Genomic DNA, 17,239 nt, shown 5'->3' on the forward strand with positions numbered 1-17,239 from the left:
TTCTCCATCAGCCCGCGCAGGGCCATGATCTCGTCGGTCATCGGGGGTCTCTCGGGTTCGGGGTTGGTCGTCGCAACCCGACCCTACCCGGCAACCGCCGATGACCACCCCTCAGCTACACCACCGCCTGGGACACGACCACACCGCGAAGATCGCCGGTGTCTCGCAAGATGCCGTCCGCGCGGCCTGAAAGGCCTCGATGGTGTCGTTTCACGCGAAGATGGTCCGCATTCGACGGGTCCCGATTCTGCTCGAATACCGAGATTGCCGGATCCGGGCGATGCGGTTGCCCTCCGTCGCTTCGGCCGAGCCGATCCTGTCGAGGGCGACGGCACCACGCCGCCCGCGGCGCTGCCCGACGGGGTGACGATTGCTTCAGCCCCCCCACATCCGGCACGGGCGGGCGCCGCTGGATGGATTGGTAATGACGTTCTGTCGGACCATGGCGGTCGCAACAGGCCTTCCGAACCGCCCCGGCGCAAGGCGGCCCGGTCGGTCCATGGGGAAGCCGGTCCGATGGACGACGGTCCGGCGACCGAGCCCTTCGCTTCCACGCCGGCCGCGCGCGGTCAGACCGGAAGCACGTTGGTGTACTTCACTTGGCCCAGGGCGAAGCTCGACTCTATGGATCCGACCCCGTCGAGGCGGGTGAGCTTGTCCTTCAGGAAGCGCTCGTAGGCGGCGAGATCCGGGACGACGACGCGCACCAGATAGTCGTGCCGCCCGGTCATCAGGTAGCACTCCACCACCTCCGGCCAGCGCGCCACGGCCTCGGCGAAGCGGTCGAGTTCCTCCTCGCGCTGACGCTCGAGCTTCACCGAGGCGAACACGCTGATCGGCAGGCCGACCTTGGCCTGATCGACCAATGCCACGTAACCCTTGAGGATGCCGGCCTCCTCCAGCATCCGGATGCGGCGCAGGCACGGGGAGGCCGAAAGGCCGACCCGGCCGGCGAGATCCTGGATCGTCACCCGCCCGTCGCGCTGCAGCTCGGCCAGGATCTTCCGGTCGATCGCATCGATTCGTCGATCCTGCATGAACGCACCTCCAAGGTCGGCTGGATTAGCGGATCCTGCCAAGATTTGCGCTCGGCACGCCGAGATTGGCAATTTCTGCCGCGCGCGTGGTGGCATCCTCAGGCCATCTCCGAGAGGCCGAACCGATGCACAGCGACCCGCGCCTGCCCTGCCTGACCGAACTGGAGCGCAAGGCCCTGTGGCTCTCCACCTGGATGATCCACAACGCCAATCACCTCCGCCCGAACCCGGACGGCATGAAGGTCGGCGGCCACCAGGCCTCGTCGGCCTCCCTCGCGACGATCCTGACGGCGCTCTACTTCGCGGTGCTGCGTCCGGAGGACCGCGTCGCGGTCAAACCCCATGCCAGCCCGATCTTCCACGCGATCCAGTATCTCGCCGGCAACCAGACCCGCGCGAAGCTGGAGACCTTCCGCGGCTTCGGCGGCGCGCAATCCTACCCGTCGCGGACCAAGGACACCGACGACGTGGACTTCTCGACCGGCTCCGTCGGCCTCGGCGTCGCGCAGACGCTGTTCGGGTCGCTGGTGCGCGACTACGTCCGCGCCCACGGCTGGGGCCTCGACCGGCCGGAAGGCCGGATGGTGGCGCTGGTCGGCGATGCCGAGATGGACGAGGGCAACATCTTCGAAGCCCTGATGGAGGGCTGGAAGCACGGCCTGCGCCGGACCTGGTGGATCATCGACTACAACCGCCAGAGCCTCGACGCGGTGATCCGCGAGGGTCTGTACACGCGCTTCGAGGAGATCTTCCGCTCGTTCGGCTGGGACGTCGTCGTCCTGAAATACGGGTCTCTGATGGACGCGGCCTTCCGCGAGCCGGGCGGGGCGCGGCTGCGCGCCTGGATCGACACCGCGCCGAACCAGCTCTACGCGGCCCTGACCTTCCAGGGCGGCGCGGCCTGGCGCCGCCGCCTCGAGGCGGACCTCGCCGACGATGCCGACGCGCTGGAGCTGATCGACCGCCGTTCGGATGCCGCCCTGGCCGCGCTGATGGGCAACCTCGGCGGGCATGACCTCACCAACCTGATCCGGGCCTTCGAGGCGGCCGACAACGATCGCCCGACCGTGTTCATCGCCTACACGGTCAAGGGCTTCGGGCTGCCGCTCGCCGGCCACAAGGACAACCATTCCGGGCTGCTCACCCCGGCCCAGACCGCGCTGCTGCGCGAGAGCATGGGCGTGCGCGAGGGACGCGAATGGGAGCCGTTCGAGGGGCTGGCGCTGCCGGACGCCGAGCTGCGCCGCTTCATCGACGCGGCGCCGTTCTTCGCCGAGGGGCCGCGGCTGCGCACGGCGCCGCGCTTGCCGGTGCCGGCGGGCTTCCCATGCCCGCGCCAGCCGACGCAGTCGACGCAAGCGGGATTCGGGCTGATCCTCAACGAGCTGGCGCGCTCCGACGCGCCGATCGCGGAGCGCATCGTCACCACCTCGCCCGACGTCACCGTCTCGACGAACCTCGGCGGCTGGGTGAACCGGCGCGGCCTGTTCGCCCGGGAGGAACTGCGCGACCTGTTCAAGGCGGAGCGCATCCCCTCGACCTTCACCTGGGACTTCTCGGCCAAGGGCCAGCACATCGAGCTCGGCATCGCCGAGATGAACCTGTTCCTGCTGCTCTCGGGCCTGGGCCTGTCGCACAAGCTGTTCGGCGAGCGGCTGATCCCGATCGGCACGCTCTACGATCCGTTCATCTGCCGCGGCCTGGATGCCCTGAACTACGCCTGCTACCAGGATGCCCGCTTCATCCTCGCGGCGACGCCGTCGGGCGTGACCTTGGCGCCGGAAGGGGGCGCCCACCAGTCGATCGGCACGCCGCTGATCGGGATGGCGCAGGACGGGTTGTCGAGCTTCGAGCCGGCCTTCGTCGACGAGCTGTCGGTGCTGATGGCGCACGCCCTCGACCATGTGCAGCTCGAGGGGCCGGAGGGCGGCTCGGTCTACTTCCGGCTCTCGACCCGCAGCATCGCGCAGCCGCAGCGCGCGATGACGCCGGCCCTGTCCGACGCAATCGTCGCCGGCGGCTACTGGCTGCGCGACCCCGGCCCGAACGCGGAGATCGTGGTCGCCTATACCGGCGCCGTCGCGCCCGAGGCGATCGAGGCGGTGGGCCTGATGGCCGAGGACCGGCGCGACATCGGCCTGCTCGCCGTCACCTCCGCCGATCGGCTCCATGCCGGCTGGACGGCGGCGCAGCGCGCCCGCGAGGGCGGCGACCGGACGGCGCGGAGCCACGTCGAGGCCCTGCTCGCCGGCCTGCCGCCGCATTGCGGGCTCGTCACGGTGCTCGACGGCCACCCGGCGACGCTCGGCTGGCTCGGTGCCGTGCAGGGTCACCGCACCCGGGCGCTCGGCGTCGAGCGCTTCGGCCAGACCGGCACCGTCGCCGATCTCTACCGGCACTACGGCCTCGATGCCCGCGGCATCGCCAAGGCCGCCCTGGCGCTGGCACCCGAGCGGCCGATCCGCAACCTGCGCATCGCCTGAGCGCCGCACGTGACGCTGCGCGACCCGATGCGGCTCGACATCGGCGTGATCGCCCGGGCTTCCTCGCAGGGCGAGATCTCGGCGGGTGTGGGACCGCCGAGGACTGGCCGGATCAGGGATTGCGGTCGTTGCGGCGCAGGCTGGCGGGCGATGCGAAGATCAGCAGGCCGGCCGCGACCAGGCAGAGGATGCCGATGCCGTAGAGGGCGGGCGTCGTCGAGCCGCTCAGGTCCTTCACCCAGCCGACCGCCACGGGGCTGACGATGCCGCCGAACTGGCCGAGCGTGTTGATGAGCGCGATGCCGCCGGCGGCCCCGACGCCGGTGACGAGCTTGGCCGGCAGCGTCCAGAAGGTCGGGATCGAGGCGACGATGCCGGCGCCGACCAGCGCCAGGGCGATCATCAGCGGCACGATCTGCTTGTCGAACAGCCCGGCGGCGAAGAAGCCGATCGCCGCCGCCACCGCGAGGCCGGCGACGAATTTCGGCCGGTCGCCGGAGGCGTCGGACAGGCGCCCGATCACGACCATGCTGATCGCGCCGCAGATGTAGGGGATCGCGGTGAGGAAGCCGACGGAGGCCGCGGTGCCGCCGGTGGCGGTCTTGATCAGGTCCGGCCCCCAGAAGTTCAGGCCGTACGAGCCGACCTGCAGCAGGAAGTAGACCAGGGCGATGAGGAGGAAGCCCGGCTGCCTGATCGCGCCCCAGAGCGAGTGGTCGCCGATGTCGCGGTTGTGGTGGGCGATCTTCGAGGCGAGCAGGTCCTTCTCCGGCTGCGTCAGCCAGCGCGCGTCGGCGATCCGATCGTCGAGACGCAGGAACACCAGCACGCCCAGCACCAGGCAGGGCAGGCCGCCGGCCAGGAACAGCCATTGCCAGCCGGCGAGCCCCGCCGTGCCGTTGAGGCCGCCGAGGATCAGCCCCGCCACCGGCGCCCCGAAGATGCCGGAGAAGGCCGAGGCGACGAACATGAACGAGGTCACGCGGCCGCGGAACGAGGCCGGGAACCACAGCGTCAAGTAATAGAGGATGCCCGGTGCGAAGCCGGCCTCCATCGCGCCGATGATGAAGCGCAGCAGGTAGAAGTGCCACTCGGTGCTGATGAAGACCATCAGGGCGGTGGCGATGCCCCAGGAGATCATGATCCGGGCGATCCAGCGCCGCGCGCCGACCTTGTACAGCAACAGGTTCGAGGGGACCTCGAAGATCACGTAGCCGACGACGAACATGCTCGCCCCGAGCCCGTAGGCGACGTTGCTGAAGCCGAGGTCGCTCTGGAGCTGGAACTTGGCGAAGCTGATGTTGATCCGGTCGAAGAACGCGAACATGTAGCAGACCATGATCAGCGGCATCAGCCGCCAAGCGGCCTTGCGGACCACGCTGCTCTCGGTGATGACGTCGAGACCCGCGAGCGGGCCGGTCGTGGCGGCGGTCATGGTTTCCTCCTGGAACGGGGCGGCGGGCGCCCCCGCCGGCCGGTCGCGGACGACCGTCGGGCAGGATGCGCGCGAGCACGGCGGAGCCGCCTTCTCCGAGAGGCTTCCGACGCGGATCGGTTCGGTCGGCGGCTCACGCCGCCCGGGGAACCGGGTGCAGATCGCAGGGGCGCCCGGCCTTGGCGACCTGGCCCGGCACGTCGTGGCCGACGAGGCGCGGCAGGTCGCGGGAGAGGCTGAGCAGGGCCTCGAGGTCGAGGCCGGTCTCGATTCCCATCTCGTGGGCCATGCTGACGAGGTCCTCGGTGCAGATGTTGCCCGTGGCGCCCGGCGCGAACGGGCAGCCGCCCAAGCCCCCGAGCGCCGCATCGAACCGGCGCGCGCCGGCGCCGTAGGCCGCGAGCACGTTGGCGAGCCCGAGCCCGCGGGTGTTGTGGAAGTGCAGGGTCAGCCGCTCGGCCGGCACGATCGCCAGCGCGCGGGCGACCAGGCGCTCCACCTGGCGCGGGTTGGCCATGCCGGTGGTGTCGGCGAGCGTCACGCCGGCGATGCCGAGCGCGAGGTATCGCTCGACCTGTGCCATCACCTTGTCGGCCGGCTGGTCGCCCTCGAAGGGGCAGCCGAAGGCGGTGGCCACCGTGGCGTTCGTCGACACGGGTGTACCCTTCACTGTCTCCATGATCCGGCCGAACCCCTCGATCGAGGCCTCCGGGCTCATGCCCATGTTGGCGCGGTTGTGGGTCTCGCTCGCCGAGGCGACGAGGTTGACCTCGCCGACGCCGGCCGCGAGCGCCCGCTCGGCGCCTTTCGGGTTGGGCACCAGGGCGACGTAGACGGTGCCGGGCCGCCGGGCGATCCCGGCGAAGACCTCGGCCGCGTCGCGAAGTGCCGGCACGGCCTTCGGCGAGACGAAGGACGAGACCTCGATCCGCGAGAAGCCAGCGGCCGAGAGCGCATCGATCAGCCGGATCTTCTCGGCGGTCTCGACGTAGCGCGGCTCGATCTGGAACCCGTCGCGGGTGGCGACCTCCTGGATCAGCATGGCGGTTTCGGTCATTGCACGGCTCCCTCGCGGCGCAGGCGCTCGATGGTCTCGGCGTCACGGCCGAGGTCGGCGAGCACGGAATCGGTGTGGGCGCCGAGCGCCGGTCCCTGCCAGCGCACCGCCCCGGGGGTGCCGGACAGCTTGGGCACGATGCCGGGCATCTTCACCCGGGTGCCGCCTGGCAGCTCCGCGTCGAGGATCATGTCGCGGGCGCGGTAGTGCGGGTCGGCGACGATGTCGGCCACCGAGTAGATCCGTCCCGCCGGCACGTCGGCCGCCGCGAGAGCTGCGAGCGCTTCGTCCACGGTGTGCGCCCGGGTCCAGTCCGCGATCACGCCGTCGATCATGCCGGCCACCCGCGAGCGGCCGTCGTTGCTGCGCAGCGCCGGGTCGTCGGCGAGGTCGGGCCGGCCGACGACGGTCATCAGGCGGCGGTAGATCGGGTCCGAGTTGCCGGCGATGACGACGAAGCCGTCGTCCTTCGTCGGGTAGGTGTTCGAGGGCGTTATGCCGGGCAGCGCCCCGCCGGTGCGGGTGCGGACCTCGCCGAGCAGGTCGTATTCCGGGACCAGGCTCTCCATCACGTTGAACACGCTCTCCACGAGGGAGACGTCGATGACCTGGCCCTGGCCGCCGGCGGTCTTGACGTGGAGCAGCGCCATCAGCGCGCCGATCACCCCGTGGAGCGAGGCCAGGGTGTCGCCGATGCTGACGCCGACGCGGGCGGGCGGGCTGTCCGGGCTGCCGGTGGTGAAGCGGATGCCGCCCATCGACTCGCCGATCGCGCCGAAGCCCGGCCGGTCGCGATACGGCCCGGTCTGGCCGTAGCCGGAGATGCGCACCATCACGAGCTTGGGGTTCAGCTCCGAGAGCATGTCCCAGCCGAGGCCGAGCTTCTCCAGGCCGCCGGGCCGGAAGTTCTCGACCACCACGTCGGCGCTCCGCACGAGGTCCTTGACCACCGCCAGCCCATCGGGCGCCTTCAGGTTGATCGCGATCGACTTCTTGTTGCGAGACTGCAGGTACCACCAGAGCGAGGTTCCCTCGTGCAGCTTGCGCCACTTGCGCAGGGGATCGCCGTCCCCCGGCGACTCGACCTTGATCACCTCGGCGCCGAACTCGGCCAGGATCTTGGTGGCGAACGGTGCCGCGATCAGCTGGCCGAGCTCGAGGACCCGGATCCCGTCGAGCGGACCCTTAGGCGATGCTTCGCCGGTGCCTGGCATGGCCGTTCCCTCCATTGTCTTTGGGTCGATCGGTATTGGATCGGGTGCACGCTGTCCAAACGCGATGCATCACCCCGCGTTCTCCGAAGGCGAACGCAGGCGCCCCTCTCAATCCCCGCCTGCCCGGCGCAGGTGATCGAACAGGACGGCCGCCGCCGGCGATTGCGTGCCCGGGCGGACGACGAGGCTCAGGGTCCGCCGCGCCCACGGGTCGGTGAGCGGCACGGCGACGACGTTCATCTGCGGGCCGAGCAGGGCGTGCACCCGCTCGGGCACCACGCCGAGCCCCATCCCGGCCTGCGCCATGCGGCAGATCGCGTCGAAGCTCGGCACGTGAACGCGCAGGCGCAGCGGCCGCCCGAGGCGGCGGGCCTCGTCGCGGAGCGTGCCGTAGATCGAGCTCTCGCGGTGCATGCCGACATGGTCGTGGTCGAGGGTGTCGGCGAACGCGACCGCGTCGCGGCCGGCGAGCGGGTGGCCGGCGGGCACGACGAGCACGAGGCGGTCGCTCCGATAGGGGTGGGCGACGAGGGAGCGCGGATCGGTGCTGCCGGCGCAGATGCCGAGATCGGCCGCTCCTTCCTCCACGCCGGCCACCACGCCGCCGCTCGGCCGTTCCTCCAGGTCGATCCCGATGCGGGCCTGCGCCGCCAGGAACGCCTGCAGGTCCTCGGGCAGGAACTGCACGATCGCCGAGAGGTTCGCGAGCACGCGGACGAAGCCGCGGAGCCCGCTGGCGTGCTCCGCGAGCTCCAGCGCGATCTGCTCGGCGGACCCCAGCATCCGGCGGGTGTGGTGCAGCAGCGTCTCCCCGGCGGGCGTCGGCCGCATGCCCCGTGGCTCGCGGATGAGCAGCTCGCAGCAGAGCGCGCGCTCCAGCTCGGCGAGCCGCTTGCTCACGGCGGAGGGGGCGATCGCGGCCCGGCGCGCCGCGCCGTTGAGCGTGCCCTCCTCGCAGATCGCCGCGAACAGCCGCAGCGTCTTGAGGTCGAGGCGGTTCAGAATGAACGGGGTCGGCGATCCCTCCGACATGGTCCGGCCGCTCCCGTGATCCGATCGATCCGACCGGCGGACCCCGTGCTGCGATCCTGATCGCGCCCGGACGCTCCGGCAACGGGCCAAGCCTGAAGCACGCGGCCCGAGCCGCGTCCGGGCTCGGCGTCACGGGGGGCTCCACAAGCCGTCGGATCCCGTCGAGGAGTACATGATCCCGACGGGCGAGCGAGGTCCGGCCGCGCTTCGGTGAGACGGGCCGGACCGGGCCGCTCAGCCCGGGATGATGCGCTCGTCGAGCTTCCGGTCCACGATCTCGACCGTTCGGTCGATCTCGGCATCCGGCATGTCGAGCTGGTGCGAGATCAGCTTCAGCAGCAGATCGACACGCTCGATGTAGGGCGCGCCGCTCTCGACCGCCCGGGCGGCCGACGAAGGCTTCAGCAGGCCCTCGGCCGCCTTGGCGTACTTCTCGAACGGGACCTGATCGCTCGGGTCGGCACCGAGCCGTCGGGCCACCGCGTCGACATGCTCGTAGATCGTGCGGGACAGGGGGAGGTCGCCGTGCACCGCGTCGCGGATCGAGCGCGGCGCCTGGGGCGTGATGCAGCGGTAGTTGCCGGTGAGCAGCATCGACCACTTCGCCAGGGGCACGAACAGCGAGTCGAACACCTTGAGCTTGACCGGAACGTCCTGGCCCTCGACGCGCACCGCGTCGATGTCCGCCTCGAGCTCGCGGAGCAGCGCGTTGTGCGCGGGATCGGCGAAGGTCGCCGCCTTGAAGTTCGTCGGCAACCCGACATGCAGGACGTTGGCGCCCTCGTCGGGCGGGCGGAACGCCTGCGGATCGGGCGAGCACAACGACATCAGGCCCGGCTCGAAGCGGTCCCAGACGCCGGCATTCGTGTAGGCCTCGCGCAGGTCCATCTTCGCGAGCGCCGGGATCCGATCGAGATACGGCAGCGGCGGCATGTTCATGATCGACAGGCACGGCAGCTTGGCCGCGGCGATCTTGATCATCAGCACGCGGATCGTGTGGTTGTTGTACTGCGGCTCCTGCATCGCCAGGCCGACGAGATCGTAGCGCGAGACGTCGACGTCCTCGGGCGGCATCGCGTCGACCTTGCCCGGCAGGTCACGGGAATGAAACGACCGGTGCGTGGCCTCGTCGCGCAGCTTGATGCGGACTTCGGTGCCCTGGCTGTTGATCAGGTCCGCGGTTTTCCGACGGCAGACCAAGGTCACATCATGCCCGGCCATCAGCAGCTTCGTCGAAAGCAGCGAGCCGTATGACGCCCCCAGGATCAATATTCTGCGCGGCATGGTTTCATCCCTGAGCGTTCGGTTCTTGTTTTTGCGCCGGACGAGGGCGCAGCTTGTATCTGGTATACGCAGCCGCCCGGCTCGCACGCAAGCGGCCACGCTCCGGCGGGACAGGCGGTCCCCAGGCTCGATCGGCGACGGCCCTCGGGTGCTCGGCGGGGTGCGCTCGCGTCGTGCCGGCGCGCCGTGCGCCCCTTCCGCTCGCCGCGCGGCCGCGCCCGCGATCAAGCGGTCTTCGGGTGCCTGATGAAGTCGACGAAGGCGCGCAGCGGGGCCGGCACGAGTCGCCGGCCCGGATAGTACAGGTAGGGCCCCGAGAAGCGCGGCCACCACGCTTCGAGGACCGGTTCCAATGCCCCGCTGGCCAAGTGCGGCCTCAACCAGTCCTCGAACAGGGTGATGACGCCGGTCCCCGCGATCGCCGCCTCGACGGCAAGGTCGGTCGCGGCCCCGACGCGCACGAGCAGCGGCCCTGCCGGATCGACCTTCACGGTCTCGCCGTCACGCTCGAACTCCCAGGCCATCTCGACCCCGCTCGGGAAGCGGCCGCGCAGGCAGGCATGGCCGAGGAGGTCGCGCGGATGCTCGGGCCGGCCGTGACGCGCGAGGTAGGCCGGCGCCGCAGCGGTCGCGAAGCGCTGCACGCGCGGCCCGATCGGAACCGCGATCATGTCCTGCTCCAGGCGCTCGTCGTAGCGGATGCCCGCGTCGCATCCGGCGGCGAGCACGTCGACGAAGCCGTCCTCGGCCAGGACCTCGAGACGGATCTCGGGATAGGCGGCGAGGAAACCCGGAACGATCGCGGGCAGCACAAGGCGCGCGGCGCTGACCGGCACGTTGAGCCGCAGCGTCCCAGCCGGCCGGTCGCGGAAGCCGTTCACCACGTCGAGCGCCGCCTCGATCTCTGCGAAGGCCGGGCCGAGCCGCTCCAGCAGCCGTTCCCCGGCTTCCGTCGGCACCACGCTACGGGTCGTGCGGTTGAGGAGGCGGACGCCGAGCCTGTCCTCGAGCCGCCGAACCGCCTCGCTCAGGCTCGACGCGCTGGCGCCGCTCATGCGTGCGCCCTCGCGAAAACCCTGCCCGCGCGCGACGACGAGGAACGCGTCGAGAGCTCCGAGATCGGCCTTCATCGTTCGCCCATCCGCACAGCTTGTGCGGATTGTGCCCCATTCTCGCGCACGGTCGCAACGTCCAGTTAGGTCGGGTCACAGGAGAAGCACCATGTCCCTCATCGATCAGGCCGGCACGTTTCGGATCGGCCACCGTTCCGTGAAGCGCCTCGGGTACGGCGCGATGCAACTCGCCGGGCCGGGCGTCTTCGGACCGCCCAAGGATCGCGACGCGGCGCTCGCCGTGCTGTGCGAGGCGGTCGCGAGCGGCGTCGACCACATCGACACCAGCGACTTCTACGGACCCCACGTCACCAACCAGCTGATCCGGGACGCGCTCGGCCCGTATCCGCACGACCTCACGATCGTCACCAAGGTGGGCGCGCGGCGCGGTTCCGATGCGTCGTGGAACCCGGCCGCGTCCGACGCCGACCTCGCGGCGGCCGTCCACGACAACCTGCGCCATCTCGGGCTCGACCGGCTGGCGGTGGTGAACTTCCGGGCCATGCTCGGCGACGGGCACGGGCCGGCCGAAGGGTCGATCGAGGCGCCGTTGACGGCGCTCGCCGAGCTCCAGCGGCAAGGGCTGATCCAGCACATCGGCCTGTCCAACGTGACGCCGACCCAGGTCGCCGAGGGACGCCGGATCTGCGAGATCGCATGCGTGCAGAACCACTACAACCTCGCCCATCGCGGCGACGACGCGCTCGTCGACGCGCTGGCACGGGACGGCATCGCCTACGTGCCGTTCTTCCCGCTCGGCGGTTTCAGCCCGCTGCAATCCGCGGGCCTGTCCGCGGTGGCCGAACGGCTCGATGCCACGCCGCTGCAGGTGGCGCTCGCTTGGCTGCTGCACCGGTCGCCCAACATCCTGCTGATCCCGGGGACCGCTTCGCTGGCGCACCTGCGCGAGAACCTCGCCGCCGCCGCGCTCCACCTGCCGGACGACGCGCTGGCGGACCTTGACCGGGTCGGCACCGCGACCCAGGCGTGATCGACCGGGCGGCAGGCCGCATCGGCGAGCCTGCCGTCCGCGACGGGGGAATCGGTCGCCTATTTCTCGCGGAACGCGCGGCGTGCCTGATCGACGAGGGGCTTGGTCAGGTAGGAGAGCACGGTGCGGTCTGCGGTGCGGATGAACGCTTCCACCGGCATGCCGGGCATCAGCTTGGCGCCGTCCAGCCGGCCGAGCTCGTCCTTCGTCACCCCGAGGCGCACGAGATAGTAGAAGCTGCCGGTACGTTTATCCTCGCTCACGTCGGCGGCGATCCGGGTCACGCGTCCGTTCAGCTCCGGCGTGGTGCGCTGGTCGAAGCTCGGGAAGCGCAGGCCCGCGGCCTGGCCGGTCTGGAGCCGGTCGATGTCCTGGGGGGCGACGCGCACCTCAACCACCAGGGAATCGGCCGTCGGAACGATCAGCATGATCGGCTCGCCCGGCGCGATCACGCCGCCGCGGGTGTGGACCGACAGTTCGTGCACGTAGCCGGTCTGCGGCGAGCGGATGTCGATGCGCTGCAATTGGTCGAGGGCGGTGATCTTCTGCTCGGTCAGGGTCGCGGCCTTGGCGCGGTTCTCCGCCAGCTCCTTGGCGACGTCGCTGCGCAGGTTCTGCTCGAGCTGGATGATCTGAAGCTCGGTCTCGGAGACCTTGCCCTTGGTCTGCGCGATGTTGGCGACCAGCACGCCGCGCTCGCCCTTCAGCCGGGAGATGTCGCGCTCGAGGCTGGTCAGGCGCGTCAGCTGGATGAGGTTCTTCTTCCAAAGGCCTTCGACGCCCTCGTACTCGCGCCCGATGATCGCGGTCTCCTGCTCTTTGGCGACCGACTGCTCGACGAGCCCCTTGATCTCCTCCTTGAGCTGCCCGATCCGCTCGCGCAGCTGCGCCTTCTGCCCCTCGCGGGCGTCGCGGCGGAAGTGGAACAGCTTGCGCTCGCCCTCGACGATGCGGGCGACCTCGGGTCCGGCTTCGGCGAGGCCCTTGGGGAACGCGACCTCGTCGCGGCCGTCGCGCTCGGCTTCCAGGCGGGCGTTGCGGGCGGCGATCTCCCACAGGCTCTTGGTAACGCTGTCGTAGGTGGCCCGCGCCGTCGTGGCGTCGAGGCGGATCAGCAGGTCGCCGGCCTGGACGCGCGCGCCCTCCTCGATCGGCAGCTCGGCGACCACGCCGCCGGTCGGGTGCTGCACCTTCTTGATGTTGCTCTCCACCACGAGCGAGCCCGTGGCGATGATCGCGCCGGACAGCTCCGTCGCCGCGGTCCAGGCGCCGGCGCCGGTCGCGACCGCGATGATCGTGGCGACGCCGGCGATGTGCCGGCGCAGGGAGCGCCGGGTGTCGCGCGTCGGATCCGGCTCGGGCCGGTTCGGCGTGTCGGCCTTCGTCATGCGACCCTCGTCGGTGTCTGCCGGGTGAGCGCGCTCAGCTGCGCCAGGACGTCGTCGCGGGGGCCGTGCAGCTGCACGCGGCCGTCGCCGAGGACGAGGATGCGGTCGACCGCGGTCAGCGCGCTCGGGCGGTGGGCGATCACCACGGCGATGCCGCCGCGGGCGCGTACCGCCTGGACGGCGGCCGACAGGGCGCGGTCGCCCTCGACGTCGAGGTTGGAGTTCGGCTCGTCGAGGACGACGAGGAACGGGTCGCCGTAGAGCGCGCGCGCCAGGGCGATCCGCTGGCGCTGGCCGCCCGAGAGGCCGAGGCCGCCGGCGCCGACGCGGGCATCGTAGCCGCCGGGCAGGCGCAGCACGACCTCGTGGACGCCGGCCGCCTTCGCGGCCGAGAGCAGCGCCTCCGGGTCCGGCTTGGGATCGAACCGGGTGATGTTCTCGGCGATGGTGCCGTCGAACATCTCGATGTCCTGCGGCAGGTAGCCGATCGAACGGCCGAGGGCGTCGGGGTCCCACTGGTCGATGGCGGCGCCGTCGAGGCGGATCACGCCGCGGCTCGGCCGCGCCAGGCCGACGAGGGCGCGGGCGAAGGTGGACTTGCCCGATCCGCTCGGGCCGATCACGCCGAGCGCGCTTCCGGGGGCGAGCGCCACGTTGACGTCGTGCAGCACCAGCGTGTCGGTGCCCGGCACGGCGATCGACAGGGCGGTGACGCGCACGCTCTCCCGCGGCGCCGGCAGCGGCGTGAGGGCGGCCGGCTCCCGCGGCGGCAGCAAGGCGACGATGCGGGTCCAGGCCTGGCGCGACGCCGAGAACGACTTCCAGTTCGCGATGGCGAGATCGACCGGCGCCAGCGCCCGGGCCGAGAGGATGGTCGCGGCCAGCATCACGCCGGCGGTCGCTTCCTCGCGCACCACGAGGTAGGCGCCGAGGCCGAGGATGCCCGATTGCAGCACGGTGCGCATCAGGCGCGCCGTCGCGCCGAAGCCGATGGCGAGGTCGTTGCCGTCGGTCGCCACATCGAGGTTCCGGCGCGCCCGGGCCTGCCACAGGGTCGCGATCCGCGCGCGCATGCCGAGCGCCGAGAGCAGCGGCGCCGTGCGGTGCGCCATGTCGGTGAAGGCGCGTCGCTCGCCGGCCACCCGGACGCCCTCGCGGGTTGGGCCGGCCGAGGCCCAGTCGGTCAGGATCGTCAGCAGGCACAGGACCACCGCGCCGCCGGCGATCGCGGTGCCGAGCCAGGGATGGAACAGGAAGCAGACCGCGATGTAGAGCGGCACCCACGGCAGGTCGAAGAAAGCGGTGAACGCCATGCTCGACAGGAAGCCGCGCACCGTGTCGAGGTCGCGCAGCGCCTGCGGGCCGTCGTCGCCCCGCGGCGTCTCCGACCCACGGACCAGCAGGGTCCGGAAGATCCGCGCGCCGAGGCGCTCGTCGACGAGGCGCCCGAACCGCGACAGGATCCGGGCGCGGAACACCTCCAGCACGCTCTGGATCAGGAACAGCATCAGCGCGATGCCGGCCAGCCCGACCAAGGTCGCGATGCTGCGGCTCGGCAGCACCCGGTCGTAGACCTGCAGCATGAAGATCGGCGCGGTCAGCATCAGCAGGTTGATGAGGCCGCTGACGATCATCACGGTCGCCAGCGAGGCGCGCCCGGCTCTGGCGGCAGCCCAGAATTCCCGGCGCTTGGCGATACGCAGCACACGTTCGTCGATCACGAGACGGTTCCCCGGCTTGCAGGATCAGGCAGAGACGATTCGGCAGGGCAAGTCGGCGGAAGAGGAAGCCCCCGCCGCGTCGGGCGGCGAGGGCTCGGATGGGTCAGAGGCCGAGGAGGTGGATCCCGGTCGTCGCGGTGTGCGGCGTCGGGTCGACATGCGCGGCGTCGACGTGGCCGCCGAGATTGATCGCCGCGATCCCGAGATCGAGGGGCAGCCCGTGCGAGGCCCCCGCATCCGCCGCTGCGGTCGCCGTGGGGGCGACGTCGAGGAGGTGGCCGACGAGCGCATCTCCGCCCCCGCCGCCGGCCTGCGGGAAGACGATGCCGTCGCCCGAGAGCAGGCCGGCATGGAGCAGGCCGGGCTGATCGGCCGGCACCGCGATCGCGCTCGCCTGGACGGTGTGGGCCGGGTCCGCGCTCGGGGTCAGCACCGCGAGATTCGCCGCCGGCGTCGGCGTCGCCGGGCCGGCCGCCACGTCGATCAGGGGATGGGTCCCGGCATCGTCCGCCGAACCGCTGGTGAGACCGCCGAGGAGGCCGCCGACGGGATTGGATGCGCCGCCGGCGCTGCCCAGGATGCCGGTCACCGGCGAGAGAACGCCGTCGAGCGGCGTGCCCGCGCCGGCCCCGCCGACACCGCCGAGGGCCCCCGTCACGGAGCCGAGGACGCCGCTCGCGGCGTCCGCGACGTGCCCGAGATCGCCCGCGACCTGCCCGACCGCCGCCGGTCCGCTGCCGGTCAGAACGGCACCCGGCAGGTTGGCGACGTCCGTCAGCAAGTTGCTGGTGTCGCCCAGCTCGCCCAGCCCGACGGTGTTGCCGAGCCCGATCACCGAATGGATGGGATCGTTCAGGACCGGCACGTCGTGGCCGATCTGCTCGAGGCCGGCATGGATGCCGTCGATGACCCCGTTGGCGAGGTCGCCCACCGGCTGCAGCGGAGCGCCGGCGCCGAGGAGCGCACCCGTGGTGCCCGTGCCGGCGGCGCCGGTCAGCCCGCCGACGACCGACGTGACGGGAGTCAGGAGCCCGTCGACGGGCGTGCCGGTCGCGATCCCTCCGGCACCGAGACCATCGAGGCCGCCGAGGATCCCGGTGGCGGAGCCGACGACACCGCCCGCGGCGTCGACCACGTGCCCGACATCGCCGACGATCTGCCCGATCGCCGCCGGTGCGTTTCCGCTCAGGATCGCGCCCGGCAGGTTGACCGTGTCCGTCAGGAGGTTGCTGGTGCCGCCGAGCTCGCCCAGCCCGACGGTATTTCCGAGCCCGATCACCGAATGCAGCGTGTCGTTGAGGATCGGCACGTCGTGGCCGATCTGCTCGAGGCCGGCATGGATGCCGTCGATGACCCCGTTGGCGAGGTCGCCCACCGGCTGCAGCGGAGCGCCGGCGCCGAGGAGCGTGCCCGTGGCGCTCGTGCCGCCGCCGGTCAGGCCGCCCAGTCCGCCCAGTCCGCCCACGAGACCGGTGACGCCTCCGAGAAGACCTCCGGCCGCGTTCGTCACCGCGCCGACATCGCCGAGGATCGGCGACAGCGCCGCCAGACCCTCGCCGCCGAGGAGATTGCCGGGCAGGGCCACGACGTCGGTCACGAGGTTTCCGCTCTCGCCGAGATGGCCGAGGCCGATCGTCTCGCCGAGGTTGGTCAGGCCGTGCAGCGCATCGTTCAGGAGCGGGATCTCGTGGCCGATGTTCTCCAGCGTCGCGTGAATGTTGAGGACCGCGCCGTTGGCGAGGTTCGTTACCGGCGCGAGCAGCCCGTCCCCGGACAGCAGGCCGCCGGCGCTCGCCGCACCGGTCAGCGAGCCGACCAGCGTATCGACCGACCCGAGAACGTGGCCGAGATCGCCGAGGACCGGCGTCGCGGATTGGAGGCCGCCGCCGCCGAGGAGGGAACCGGGCAGGGTGGTGACGTCGGTCAGCAGGTTGCCCGCGGTGTCGAGATGGCCGAGCCCGAGGGTTTCGCCGAGGCCGGTGACGGCGTGGATCGGCCCATTGAGAACCGGGATCTGGTGGCCGACGGTCTCGAGCGTGGCGTGCACGTCGAGGACGGCCTGGTTCAGGATGTTGGTCGCGGGGCCGAGGATGCTGCCGCTGCCGACGAGGCCGTTGCCGGATGCCGGCACCGCGCCGACCATCTCCGCCAGCGTTCCGGCGGCGGCGGCGACGCCGCCGGCATCGGTCAGCAGCGGACCGACCGCCTCGGTGCCGGTCGGGTTCGCGGCGACGCCGCCGAGATCGGTCAGAAGGTTTCCGGTCTCCCCGAGATGGCCGAGCCCGAGGGTCTCGCCGAGGTTGGTCAGGCCGTGGAGCGGTCCGTTCGCCGGAGCGACCTCGTGGGGTCGTGTCCCAGGCGGTGGTGTAGCTGAGGGGTGGTCATCGGCGGTTGCCGGGTAGGGTCGGGTTGCGACGACCAACCCCGAACCCGAGAGACCCCCGATGACCGACGAGATCATGGCCCTGCGCGGGCTGATGGAGAA

Annotated in this window: 12 protein-coding genes; 2 read left to right on the forward strand and 10 right to left on the reverse strand. The window is 71.3% G+C overall.

Going from position 1 to position 17,239, the window contains the following annotated elements:
• Positions 1-569: 569 nt before the first annotated feature.
• Entirely contained in the window at positions 570-1,037 is a 468-nt protein-coding gene (locus tag MKK68_RS07225) for an Lrp/AsnC family transcriptional regulator (protein ID WP_147858470.1), read from the reverse strand.
• Positions 1,038-1,162: 125 nt separating this feature from the next.
• Here MKK68_RS07225 and MKK68_RS07230 point away from each other — a divergent pair, with 125 nt between their 5' ends.
• Positions 1,163-3,520 (forward strand): transketolase, encoded by a 2,358-nt coding sequence (locus MKK68_RS07230; RefSeq protein WP_244029550.1) that lies wholly within the window; start codon positions 1,163-1,165, stop codon positions 3,518-3,520.
• Positions 3,521-3,632: 112 nt separating this feature from the next.
• Here MKK68_RS07230 and MKK68_RS07235 read toward each other — a convergent pair whose 3' ends face one another.
• The 6 genes from MKK68_RS07235 to MKK68_RS07260 form a co-directional block, all read right to left on the reverse strand.
• Positions 3,633-4,955, reverse strand: a complete 1,323-nt coding sequence (locus MKK68_RS07235; protein ID WP_244029551.1) for an MFS transporter — start codon at positions 4,953-4,955, stop codon at positions 3,633-3,635.
• A gap of 133 nt (positions 4,956-5,088) precedes the next feature.
• On the reverse strand, positions 5,089-6,012 hold the full coding sequence (locus MKK68_RS07240) for a hydroxymethylglutaryl-CoA lyase (RefSeq protein WP_244029553.1): 924 nt from the start codon (positions 6,010-6,012) through the stop codon (positions 5,089-5,091).
• A complete protein-coding gene (locus MKK68_RS07245; protein ID WP_244029555.1) occupies positions 6,009-7,226 on the reverse strand; it encodes a CaiB/BaiF CoA transferase family protein in 1,218 nt (405 codons plus the stop codon). Before MKK68_RS07245 ends, MKK68_RS07240 begins: the two co-directional genes overlap by 4 nt.
• A 108-nt stretch (positions 7,227-7,334) precedes the next feature.
• Entirely contained in the window at positions 7,335-8,258 is a 924-nt protein-coding gene (locus MKK68_RS07250; RefSeq protein WP_147858466.1) for a LysR family transcriptional regulator, read from the reverse strand.
• 234 nt (positions 8,259-8,492) lie between these two features.
• The gene (locus tag MKK68_RS07255; protein WP_147858465.1) at positions 8,493-9,542 is read right to left on the reverse strand and encodes a ketopantoate reductase family protein; all 1,050 of its coding nucleotides are present in this window, start codon (positions 9,540-9,542) and stop codon (positions 8,493-8,495) included.
• A 224-nt stretch (positions 9,543-9,766) separates the two neighbouring features.
• A complete protein-coding gene (locus MKK68_RS07260) occupies positions 9,767-10,672 on the reverse strand; it encodes a LysR substrate-binding domain-containing protein (RefSeq protein WP_244029557.1) in 906 nt (301 codons plus the stop codon).
• A 91-nt stretch (positions 10,673-10,763) separates the two neighbouring features.
• On the opposite strand from MKK68_RS07260, the gene MKK68_RS07265 reads away from it, so the two are divergent.
• The gene (locus tag MKK68_RS07265; RefSeq protein ID WP_244029558.1) at positions 10,764-11,645 is read left to right on the forward strand and encodes an aldo/keto reductase family oxidoreductase; all 882 of its coding nucleotides are present in this window, start codon (positions 10,764-10,766) and stop codon (positions 11,643-11,645) included.
• Between the two features lie 59 nt (positions 11,646-11,704).
• On the opposite strand, the gene MKK68_RS07270 is transcribed toward MKK68_RS07265, so the two are convergent.
• From MKK68_RS07270 to MKK68_RS07280, 3 genes are all read right to left on the reverse strand, one after another.
• Positions 11,705-13,033, reverse strand: a complete 1,329-nt coding sequence (locus MKK68_RS07270; protein WP_147840765.1) for an HlyD family type I secretion periplasmic adaptor subunit — start codon at positions 13,031-13,033, stop codon at positions 11,705-11,707.
• Positions 13,030-14,754: a type I secretion system permease/ATPase gene (locus MKK68_RS07275; RefSeq protein WP_244029560.1), complete on the reverse strand. Its 1,725-nt coding sequence runs from the start codon at positions 14,752-14,754 to the stop codon at positions 13,030-13,032. The genes MKK68_RS07270 and MKK68_RS07275 overlap by 4 nt, the downstream gene beginning before the upstream one ends.
• A gap of 103 nt (positions 14,755-14,857) precedes the next feature.
• Positions 14,858-17,239 (reverse strand): hypothetical protein (locus MKK68_RS07280; RefSeq protein WP_409567192.1); only part of this gene is annotated, 2,382 nt, incomplete at its 5' end.

The organism is Methylobacterium sp. E-016 (assembly GCF_022829745.1).
Lineage (GTDB): Bacteria > Pseudomonadota > Alphaproteobacteria > Rhizobiales > Beijerinckiaceae > Methylobacterium.

What these genes read in the sequence shown, in the direction of transcription:
- MKK68_RS07240 (WP_244029553.1), bottom strand. Translation starts at nt 6,012, where the DNA reads ATGACCGAAACCGCCATGCTGATCCAGGAGGTCGCCACCCGCGACGGG.
- MKK68_RS07245 (WP_244029555.1), bottom strand. Translation starts at nt 7,226, where the DNA reads ATGCCAGGCACCGGCGAAGCATCGCCTAAGGGTCCGCTCGACGGGATC.
- MKK68_RS07265 (WP_244029558.1), top strand. Translation starts at nt 10,764, where the DNA reads ATGTCCCTCATCGATCAGGCCGGCACGTTTCGGATCGGCCACCGTTCC.
- MKK68_RS07255 (WP_147858465.1), bottom strand. Translation starts at nt 9,542, where the DNA reads ATGCCGCGCAGAATATTGATCCTGGGGGCGTCATACGGCTCGCTGCTT.
- MKK68_RS07260 (WP_244029557.1), bottom strand. Translation starts at nt 10,672, where the DNA reads ATGAAGGCCGATCTCGGAGCTCTCGACGCGTTCCTCGTCGTCGCGCGC.
- MKK68_RS07250 (WP_147858466.1), bottom strand. Translation starts at nt 8,258, where the DNA reads ATGTCGGAGGGATCGCCGACCCCGTTCATTCTGAACCGCCTCGACCTC.
- MKK68_RS07270 (WP_147840765.1), bottom strand. Translation starts at nt 13,033, where the DNA reads ATGACGAAGGCCGACACGCCGAACCGGCCCGAGCCGGATCCGACGCGC.
- MKK68_RS07230 (WP_244029550.1), top strand. Translation starts at nt 1,163, where the DNA reads ATGCACAGCGACCCGCGCCTGCCCTGCCTGACCGAACTGGAGCGCAAG.
- MKK68_RS07225 (WP_147858470.1), bottom strand. Translation starts at nt 1,037, where the DNA reads ATGCAGGATCGACGAATCGATGCGATCGACCGGAAGATCCTGGCCGAG.
- MKK68_RS07235 (WP_244029551.1), bottom strand. Translation starts at nt 4,955, where the DNA reads ATGACCGCCGCCACGACCGGCCCGCTCGCGGGTCTCGACGTCATCACC.